The sequence below is a fragment of the Mesorhizobium sp. M0991 genome (assembly GCF_040318915.1).
Classification (GTDB): domain Bacteria; phylum Pseudomonadota; class Alphaproteobacteria; order Rhizobiales; family Rhizobiaceae; genus Mesorhizobium.
In genome coordinates this window covers 20,942-28,760 of sequence record NZ_JAMYNE010000046.1, presented here as the reverse complement: position 1 = coordinate 28,760, position 7,819 = coordinate 20,942, and the positions used below count along the sequence as shown (strand labels likewise).

Sequence of the window (7,819 nt, the reverse complement as noted above, 5' to 3'; positions counted from 1 at the left end):
GACCCTCAGCCCCCATTGCACCTCTAGGTCCCTGCTTGCCGGGAAGACCTTGTGGACCGACAGGCCCTTGGGGCCCTGGGGGGCCTGCCGTTGTGCAACCTGCAAGGAGGGCGACGCATGCTAGAGCAGTAATTCTCATGACCACCTCCCCGGTTTCCCGGTGAGTTGACGACAAAAAACATTCGCCAAATCAACCGAATGTACCACCACGCGATTGTCGTGGATAGGAACGCGATCGGCGGCTAACGGAACGTCGCATATGCGCCGTGACGACGGGAGGCCAGCAATCGTAGCGTAGAGTGTTGACGCGCCTTCCTTGCCGTTGAAGCTCTCGATGAAGCCGTATCCGGCATGATGTTCTTGGTGCCATCGTTTGTTCGGTCGTCAGTTCGTTAAGCTTGGCGCATCCGGGCATCCGGGCCACGGGGCACCGGGAGCACGCAAGTGCGGGAGCGCGGAACAGCCGCTCTGCGCCCCGAAGCTCGCCGCCGGAACCGGCATCTGCCACACCGACGAGTTCACGCTGTCGGGAAGTGGTAAAGACGCTACTTCGATTCAATAACCCCGTTCGAGGTCGATCTTGTTGGACAGCGGCTCTCCTCTTGCAACTTGACCGCAGAGATCGGCGACCTGGTCGATTCCAGAATCCACCCAGAAGCTCGCGACATGAGGTGTGATGGTCACCCTGGGATGAGTCCACAACGGCGATGAAGTCTCCAGTGGTTCACGCTCAAACACGTCAAGACAAGCACCAGAAAGCTGACCTTCGTCGAGCGCGCGGATCAGGTCGGCTTCGTTGACATGCGCACCCCTGCCGACATTCACAAGGTAGGCACCTGACTTCATTTGTCCAAAGGTAGAGGAATTCAGTATCCCACGAGTGTCACCAGTCAGGGGAAGTGAACAGATAACGTAGTCCCGATTTGTGAGTGCGTCCGCAAGCTGGGCACGGCCAAAGTAACTATGTATACCAGGAAGGGCCTTTTGATGACGAGACCAGACTGCCGTGTCGTAGCCCAAGTCCGCAAACAGCTTTGCGGCCCAGCCACCGATCCGGCCCGCACCCAGCACAACAATTCTTGTCTCGGAGATCTTCCGCGGCGCGATCGGATTCCAAAACTTGCGGGCTTGGAGACCCATGTAATCCGCAACATGCCGTTGCTGGCAGAGAACGCGAAGGACGATGTATTGCACCACTTCCGAAGCCTGCTCACGCGTTGCGAGCCTGATGAGCGGAACACTCTTGGGAAAGCTCTGAAGATCAATACCCTCGACACCGGCCCCCAAATAGACGACGGCGCTTAGCCCCGTCATGGCGTCAAAAAAACCAGGACTGGCGCCCTTGTCGATCAGCACAATATCTATGTCACTTTTGTTCCCGGCGTCTGGCCAAAGCCTGAACTCCAGCTGCGGCACACGGGTTTTCAGCTCAGCAGCCCATACTTGTGGATCAATGTAGTCAGGATACTCATTGACCATCAGAACGGTAATGGGCTCGCCGAACACTTCGCCCCTCCCAGATTCAGGTAATCAGGCATCCACCGGATGACCGGTCTGTGGAGACTGATTTTTGCGCAAGCTGGCACCAGTTGCAAGACGACCGGCAAAATGGCGTTGGTGATCCGCCAAAGCGTGATGTCTGCCCGTTGCTGGCCGAGAAGACGTCCGACCTGACGGGTCAGCAGATGGCCGATCCAACCCTGCGGGATGCGCGGCAGCGGATACCCGCTCCGGTTGCCCCCTCCTGTATTTGTTGACTCTTAAAATTATGTAGAGCTAATATGAGTGTGCTACTGTCTAGGGCAAGTCCCCCTAGCTTCATCTGCTAGACTTGCTCGCTTCAGATTTAGTTGAAATTCTGCAACTAGCAGAACCAAACCCCATAAGCTCATGAGGATAGATGGGAGATGCAAGTCCTCTCCTTTACTGTGTTGAGCGCAGGATTGTTAAGAGTGCTGCTGATCCCTGACCAGCCTGTTCACGGCAGTTCTTATACGAACGATCTTTGCCCTTGTGAAATTCGTGAAAAGCTTCCTCTCGAGGACCCAACCGCCGAAGTCGATGTCGCGATCGTCCTTGCGGTCGATATGTCGGGCTCCATCAACCAGATAGAGGCCACGCTACAACGCGAGAGCTATGCGGCTGCTTTGGAGTCACGGACCGTGTTGAAGGTGATCAAAGAGGGTATGCACGGCAAGATCGCTGTCACTTTTGTCGAATGGTCGAGCCGCGGCTCCTTAAAAACGCGGGTGGATTGGACCGTTCTTTCTGAGGCGAATGATGCGTCGGTTGTCGCGGAAGCAATTCGGAAAAGGTCGGAAGGCCTACACCGAGATCCGCACGGTGCAAAAACATCGATCTCATACGCCATTGATGTGTCTGTTGATGCCTTTGACAAACTTCCTGTCCCGACGTTGCGCAGGGTCATCGATATCTCAGGCGACGGAACAAACAATGACGGATCTTCACTTGAAGAAAGCCGCCTGAGAGCGCTTCAGAAGGCCATCGTCATCAACGGTCTCCCGATAGGCGCGGAAATGGAAAATGGCGAGACCACCGCGGAATATTACGAGCGGCACGTTATCGGGGGGCCCGGCTCGTTTATCATTCCAGCCGACAGCTCGGCTGAATTTCAATGGGCCATAATCAACAAGCTAATTCGAGAAGTAAGTTCCATCTCCGGAGAGAAACGCTCTTAGAACGATCGCACCGATACGCGCGGGAAGGCTCCCTATAAATCTGTCGAAGAAATCTTCGGTGACGAGGCCGGAGTTGGAATGATGGACAGAGTGTTAGAAGGACCTAGGCGGCACGTATAGGCAGATCATGGCGGGCAAGACACGTGCGAACGTCAAGACCGACAAACTGCGTGGGCGCGCTATCGTCCGCGGTGGTGCCGGCACAGCTGCCCTGACGATAGGTCTCTTCGGTGGCATTCTCACCTATGCGGTCGAACTCGGTATCATCGAGCAGAACCCGGTGCATGGCGTTCGCAAGCCGACGGACCAGGTCAACGCCCGCCGTCTCAGCGAACAGGAGTATCGCATACTCGGCGATATTCTGCGGAAGGCGGTCGAGGACCGGCAATACGAGACCACTGCAGAAATCATCCGGGTGATCGCGCTGACTGGGTGCCGGCGCAGCGAGATCATTGGTTTGCAGTGTGCGAAGTCGATCCTGAAGGAAGTTGCCTGCGTCTGACCGACAGCAAGGAGGGCGCGTCGGTGCGTCCAATCGGTCTGCCTGTGCTGGAGTATCTCGAGAGCCGCCGCAACGAGGAACAAGATGCCGAGGACTATGTCTTTCCCGGCTGGGAGGATGACACGCCATTCGGAGCCTTCCCCAGACAGTGGACGAAGCTGTTCAAAGCTACCGATCTAGCCGGCATTACGCCGCATGTCCTGCGGCACAGCTTCGCCAGCATCGGCAACGACCTTGGGTTCACCGAAGCAACCATTGCAGCCTTGGTTGGGCATTCACGCGGGACGATAACGAGCCGCTACATCCATACCGTGGACACCGCGCTCATCATGGCGGCCGACAGCATCGCTGGCTACATTCAGGGCCTGCTGGACGGCGTCGCATTCACCCACACCGTCTATGCGCTCGATCGGGACTCGAGGAAATCGGCCCTTGCTCACTTCCTGGGACAGAGCAACCCCGCGATGTCCAATGTGACGCCACTTTCAACTGCCGTGACCGACGGCAGCAGCGCGCTGCAAGGTTGACCAGCGTTAACCCAACCAACGCCACAGCGGCAGATCAGCTTGACGGGGGCCCTCACAAGTCGATGTCCCCTTCTGGCGCCAGCTTTGTCGCCTAGCTGGAGGGCCAACTAGGGAATGAGAGGCTGTTGATCCGAGGCGTTCCACGACTAGATCGATCCTCTCTGATGTCCTCGTATTCTCGACTTACTATCAGGTTCATTCGCGGCATGATCGATGACGCCATTGCGGGCGCTGATCATCCCTCCCACTTGCACCTTTTCCGCCGTAGGTGAGCAACGGCGATCCCCGCCTCGGCGTTGGGTCAGGCGCGGTTCTTAACACGCGCCGTACCGCTCTTGCGGTTCTTGGTGTCGGATGAGCGTCGCTAGGTTCACGCCACGACGACTTCCCCTTCGAGGGAAGTTCCGCGGCGGCACACCTTTCGGGCTCGGAATACCGGACAGTCGCAGGACAAGGCCTTCCTCGTCGACGTGTCGTCGACCGAGGAGCCAAAGCTATTGTCGAGGCTATGGAAGATCAAGGCCAATGCCGAGCGACGTCAAATGGAGTCGAGTAGCCTGGTACGCGACCGTCATTGCCAACTGGACGAAGCTCCGGGAAGGCGCAGTTCGCTCATTTCCGAGTTGCAGCCGGAACGGCTCTCTCGTCCGTCTAGCAAGCTGACGAACTGAACTGCGCGTTGTCGCCAACGAACGCACTTCGCTGCCTTCTGGACGGGTAAGTCAGTGCGATCTCGTCAACATGCCAGGACCCGCTCCCCGACCGCTCCGACCAGGCCTCAAGACCGTCTTTGGCAACAGTTGGGCGACATTGGATCCGCGCCGCAATAATAATCGGACACATACTTGCGCACTGTTGTACAACGGTGCTGTAGCAATCGTATTGCTGTCATCGACGGAGGGGTGCTGGAAGATGGTGGTGAAAGTTCTTGCCCTTGTGGCGGCGTCGTTATTTTCGACGGCAGTTGAGGCTGGCGAGCACCGGCTTGGCAACTGGAATGTGCAGACACTGGTGCATTCGGCCGATACGGCGACGGTGTTTCCAGATGATCACCACCGGACGGCCGCCGACTTCGCGGACCTGCGCAAATGGCGTGATCTCATTGCGGCGGATGTGATGTTCCTGCAGGAGGTGACCAGCCCCGCCGCCATCAATGAAGTCTTCCCGGTAGCCAATGGATGGACGCATTGTATCAGCGGGCAATACGCCGTGCTCGAGCACATGAACCAGTCGGGGCCGGTCTGTACGCGAGTGGGCGAAACGCCGCACATGCCGGTCGCCGCCGAACGGCAGCAGTTCACGGCGATTGCGCTGAAGGAGAGTGCGGGTCTAGTCCTCGACATGGTCGCCGATTTGCCAGAATTGAATGTCAAATCCGACGACAACGGAACTATCCGTGACGTGCGGTGGGGCCTCGATGTCATCCTGCGGGACGGTGCCAGCCGCTTGCGCGTGCTGGTCGTGCATTTGAAGTCGGGCTGTTTCGATGACCGGGTCGACCGGAAATTCTTCACCAGGGATCCTGCGCTGGACCCGCCCGCCAAGTTCGCCTGTGACACGCTAGGGCGGCAGATGTTTCCCCTGCACAAGTGGATCAGGGCGCGCGAGGATGCCGGCGAGGCTTGGATGATTGTCGGCGACTTCAACCGTCGCCTTGATTTAGGTGGAGGCAGGACGCAGGACGAAGTGTGGACCGCTCTGACGGCATTCGCGCCGAATAGAGACGGTCTCGATCAGGACAATCGGCCCGATACGTTGATGATGCGTCAGCCGTACAAGGAAGCATCGCTGTGCTGGCTGGAGAAGCGCAACGCCATGCCGGCCAGCCTGGCCGAGCAGGACGAGTACTTCTTCGCGCCGATCGAGTTTTTCCTATATGGGGCAAAGGTCGGCGCCTTGGTGACGCCGGCAAGCGGCGGACAAGTGCCGTGGCCGAATGCGCAGCCGAAAGATAACGTCCGGCTGTCCGATCATTGCCCAGACGTGTTGAATCTCAAGCTGGAATAACAGGATCCACATGCAGATTCTGTCGTGCCAGAGCCCACTTGTGATGTCGCGACGCCAGCCAAGCGGCGCGTCCAGCTTGCGACGTCGCGTCCCCTCGGGCTTGACTAGATAGATGAATGCGTACCGAGGGGATGGATACGCTGGCGCCGGTCAGACATTCTAACTCAGGAGACCGCGCTTCTCCTGCTGCACGATCCACGAACCGACCCGGAGCGCATTGGCTACCACTGTCAACATCGGATTCAATCCAAAGCCTGTGGGCATGAAGCTAGAGTCCACGACGAAAACGTTGCGCGCCTCATGCAGGCGACAATGCGAGTCGAGGACGGACCGCTCGGATTTCACGTCGTCGTCAGGCCCCATTCGGCAGGTCCCCATCTGGTGGTCACCGATGAGATCGACGATCGCGGGCGAGGCCCCGAACGTCTCAATGATCTTCTTGTTGCCGTTGCTCCTGAACTTCGCGACGGATTTCTCGAACATCGGGAGGGCCAATTCGTACATCCTCCACTCATTGGGGCCAAGATCCCGCGTGACTCGGGCGGTGGGGATGCCGTACTCGTCGACGTGCTTGGGATCGAGGTCAACGCGGTTGCGAGGCATGGGTAAATCGTCGGCCGTTAGCCTCAGCTCCATGGACCGCGCGTATGTCTCGATTTCCTTGAGCGGCTGGAGCGCCGCGCCTCGTTGCGAGTCGAAGTAGGCGGCGGCGTTTTCGAGCGGGTTCTTCTTGGCCGTGCTCGTTAGAGTCCCGGCCTTGATCCAGTTCTTGGTAACGGGCTCTTGGAGGAAATAGGGCTCATAGCTGGTCACGTTGCCGGTTGCTCCGAATTCACCGTGGACCATGCCCTGAAACGCTTTGTCGAGGGTGATCTTTACGCCAAGCCCGAAGAGGTGGAAGGTGGCGTTCCTCCCCAGTTGATCGCCCCGGTTGCCCAACCCTTCGGGTGGACCCGACAAGCGCAGCAGGCGCGCGGTCTGGATCGCCCCGCACGACACGATCACGTTGTCAGCCAACTGCTCTTTGAGCACTGGGTTGTCGGGGTCGCTGATGTCGAGATAGCGCACTCCCGTTCCCCGGCCAGCCGCCTTGTCGAACATGACCTCAATGGCCTTGGCGTTGCAGTGAATCTGCACCTTGCCCTCAGACCGAAGCGCGTCCAGTTCCCTGAGCGTTGTGACGCGGGTGCCGAACTTCGGCGCCTCCTCCTTGCCCCAGCAGATGTACTCGCCACAGAAGCCGCACATGTTGCATGCGTTTCGCTTGGCTTCGCTCCAGATCTGGTCCGCCTTCTGCTGCCAGAATTCAGGCCGGTCGTTGGAGGTCCATGTCGCCAGTGCCGCGGCAATCTTCTCGCGGGTCTGGTAGGGGGCGCTGCCGGGTTGAACGATGGCGCAGGGCAGGGGCACAGGCCACATGCCAGCGTGATGCATGCCCAGCTTGGCGAAGTGTCCGACCGGCGTGATCGGGTAGGCTCCGCAGGGCAGTGGCGTCGTGTCGAACCAATGTTGCTTGTCGCCGAAATATGCCGGGTGATTAAAACCCTTGTACCAAGCGCTCTGCTCAACCGCGTTGTTCATCTCGCCCCGGTCGCCGCTGACGCCCATCAGCGCCTCTGCGACCCTGTAATACGGCAGCATGTCGCCGTACCCGATGGGCCAGTCCGGCACCGCGTAGCTTCGTTTCCGAGAAGTGCGTGTTCAGCAGGAAGTCCAGGGGCATTGGGCGGTAGGACCAAGTGCCCCAGATCGTGGACCCTCCACCAAGAACCGAGCCCGTCCAGCCGTTGACGAACGGCTTGGCAGTATCCTTCTCGAAACGGCGAAAGGTTGTGTAGTCGCCGCGCAACCTTCGCTTCGGGTCGGGCTTGCGAAGGCGAAAGTACTCCTCTCTATGGGCCGACGAGTTGAACCCAGGCTCATCCTGCGGATGACCTGGCATAGCCTCAAACTCCTTCGTGATGTCACGTCCCTGTTCTAGCAGTGTGACACTGTAGCCCGCCTTGGCGAGGAGCCACGCGATGGTTCCGCCGCCGCCGCCGGACCCCACCACCACGAAGTTCGGTTTCTCGGTCATTGCTGTC

General features: G+C 58.8%; 5 protein-coding genes and 1 pseudogene. 3 read left to right on the top strand and 3 right to left on the bottom strand.

All coding sequences use genetic code 11. The features are described 5' to 3' along the window. Positions 1-555: 555 nt before the first annotated feature. Positions 556-1,506, bottom strand: coding sequence for a 2-hydroxyacid dehydrogenase (locus NKH70_RS32645; protein WP_352508207.1), 951 nt, complete (start codon positions 1,504-1,506; stop codon positions 556-558). 401 nt (positions 1,507-1,907) lie between these two features. Here NKH70_RS32645 and NKH70_RS32640 point away from each other — a divergent pair, with 401 nt between their 5' ends. The 3 genes and pseudogenes from NKH70_RS32640 to NKH70_RS32630 all read left to right on the top strand — a co-directional run bounded on the left by NKH70_RS32640 (position 1,908) and on the right by NKH70_RS32630 (position 5,735). Further along, positions 1,908-2,699 carry a DUF1194 domain-containing protein gene (locus NKH70_RS32640; RefSeq protein ID WP_353027233.1) on the top strand — a complete coding sequence of 264 codons (792 nt, stop codon included), beginning with the start codon at positions 1,908-1,910 and terminating at the stop codon, positions 2,697-2,699. Between the two features lie 100 nt (positions 2,700-2,799). Continuing rightward, positions 2,800-3,728, top strand: a pseudogene (locus NKH70_RS32635) (tyrosine-type recombinase/integrase); the annotation flags it as partial. An 855-nt stretch (positions 3,729-4,583) separates the two neighbouring features. Continuing rightward, positions 4,584-5,735: a hypothetical protein gene (locus NKH70_RS32630; protein WP_352517327.1), complete on the top strand. Its 1,152-nt coding sequence runs from the start codon at positions 4,584-4,586 to the stop codon at positions 5,733-5,735. 159 nt (positions 5,736-5,894) lie between these two features. On the opposite strand, the gene NKH70_RS32625 is transcribed toward NKH70_RS32630, so the two are convergent. After that, a complete protein-coding gene (locus NKH70_RS32625; RefSeq protein ID WP_353027232.1) occupies positions 5,895-7,343 on the bottom strand; it encodes a GMC oxidoreductase in 1,449 nt (482 codons plus the stop codon). Continuing rightward, the gene (locus tag NKH70_RS32620) at positions 7,300-7,812 is read right to left on the bottom strand and encodes an NAD(P)-binding protein (RefSeq protein WP_352508199.1); all 513 of its coding nucleotides are present in this window, start codon (positions 7,810-7,812) and stop codon (positions 7,300-7,302) included. The genes NKH70_RS32625 and NKH70_RS32620 overlap by 44 nt, the downstream gene beginning before the upstream one ends. Positions 7,813-7,819 lie beyond the last annotated feature (7 nt).

What these genes read in the sequence shown, in the direction of transcription:
- NKH70_RS32640 (WP_353027233.1), top strand. Translation starts at nt 1,908, where the DNA reads ATGCAAGTCCTCTCCTTTACTGTGTTGAGCGCAGGATTGTTAAGAGTG.
- NKH70_RS32625 (WP_353027232.1), bottom strand. Translation starts at nt 7,343, where the DNA reads ATGGGCGTCAGCGGCGACCGGGGCGAGATGAACAACGCGGTTGAGCAG.
- NKH70_RS32620 (WP_352508199.1), bottom strand. Translation starts at nt 7,812, where the DNA reads ATGACCGAGAAACCGAACTTCGTGGTGGTGGGGTCCGGCGGCGGCGGC.